Source organism: Micromonospora sp. NPDC047707 (assembly GCF_040704235.1).
In the GTDB taxonomy this organism is placed as follows: Bacteria; Actinomycetota; Actinomycetes; order Mycobacteriales; family Micromonosporaceae; genus Micromonospora.
In genome coordinates this window covers 1-1,367 of record NZ_JBEYSU010000151.1, presented here as the reverse complement: position 1 = coordinate 1,367, position 1,367 = coordinate 1, and the positions used below count along the sequence as shown (strand labels likewise).

1 protein-coding gene and 1 pseudogene are annotated in these 1,367 nt (G+C 65.3%); one reads left to right on the top strand and one right to left on the bottom strand.

What is annotated here, in order from left to right; all coding sequences use genetic code 11:
- Positions 1-285, bottom strand: a pseudogene (locus AB0873_RS32550) (transposase); the annotation flags it as partial.
- A gap of 280 nt (positions 286-565) precedes the next feature.
- On the opposite strand from AB0873_RS32550, the gene AB0873_RS32545 reads away from it, so the two are divergent.
- Entirely contained in the window at positions 566-1,243 is a 678-nt protein-coding gene (locus tag AB0873_RS32545) for a FadR/GntR family transcriptional regulator (protein ID WP_366604638.1), read from the top strand.
- The last annotated feature ends 124 nt before the right edge of the window (positions 1,244-1,367 follow it).

The following is a 1,367-nucleotide window of genomic DNA, read 5'->3' as shown; positions in this document are numbered from 1 at the left end:
ACGCCACAGCGCGTCGAGGGTGAACGTGCCACCCCACGGCCGCGACTCCACGAACTGCAACTCCAAGCCTGCCGTCGCCGCCAGCGCGTCGGCCGAGTCGAGCAATCGAGCCAGGGACGCGACCAGCCGCTTGACCGCGTCCCGGTCGAGCTGGTCCTCCCGCCCGAACCCGTAGAGGATCTTCGGGACAGACCGGCCGGCCACCGGGTCCCACTCGTTGTGGGCCAGGTGCAGGTAGCGGACAGGACCGCTCTTGGTCTTCCGGACCGTCGTCTTCACATACATCGCTCTAGAAGCTAGACCATCAGACACCCGCCCACCAGTGCGTATCACGACAGGCGTTTCTCTAGGCCATCCTCGGCCCAGCAGCCAACCACACGGCCCTGACCACGGGCTTCATCCGGCCAGGATCTCTAGGCCAGCCGAATTACGCGGAACGCAGGGATGCGCCACGCCCAAAATTGCGCCTCGAGGTCACGCAAGAGGCCGGCCCGGTCGGTGGGATGGCGGATGTCCATGCAATGATCCTAAAATTGGGTCACCCAGTAGTCCAGAGGAGGTTGTAGTGGATCAGCGGATCTTCGAGCCGATCAAGGGGGCTCGCCTCTACGAGAGCGTGGTCAGCCAGATCTTGGAGCTCATCTCGCGCGGGGAGATCCCACCGGGGGCGCAGCTGCCGCCCGAGCGGGAACTGGCCGACCAACTCGGAGTCAGCCGTAACGTGCTGCGAGAGGCGTTCCGGGTGCTGGAGGTCCGCGGCATCGTGCATTCCCGGGCTGGTGGTGGGCGCACGGTACGGCCAGACAATGTCTGCGCCGCCCTGCCGGCTGAGGGCGTAGTGCTCCGACTCGAACAAGCCGTGATCTCCGACGTGCTGGAGTCGCGCGAGCTACTGGAAGTGCAGGTGGCACGACTCGCGGCGGTGCGGGCCAGCGACGAGCACATCCAGGCGCTGCGCCGGATATGCGACGGCGACGACACAAGTTGGGCAGCCAACGTCGCGTTCCACACGGCGGTCGCCGCTGCCACGGGCAACTTCATGCTGGAACGGCTCATCCGCCTGCAAATGGACCTGCTTGACCACACACATCAGCGCGACCACTACCGCTCGCCCAACGATGCGCTGCGAGGGCTGAACGAACACCGCGCTATCGCCAACGCGATCGCCGCCCGCGACCCGGACGCGGCCGAGACAACCGTGCGCTACCACTTCAGAAACACGCGGACGGCGGTCGGGCAATGACTAACGATCTTTGGTCGCTAGTTTCTTCGCACTTGTGTCAAGTTCTCAGGCAGCTTGGGGAAGACGGGCGCGGGCGGTGTAGTCATTCACGTGGCGCGTGATGGTCTTGAGCGCGGTTCGTAGT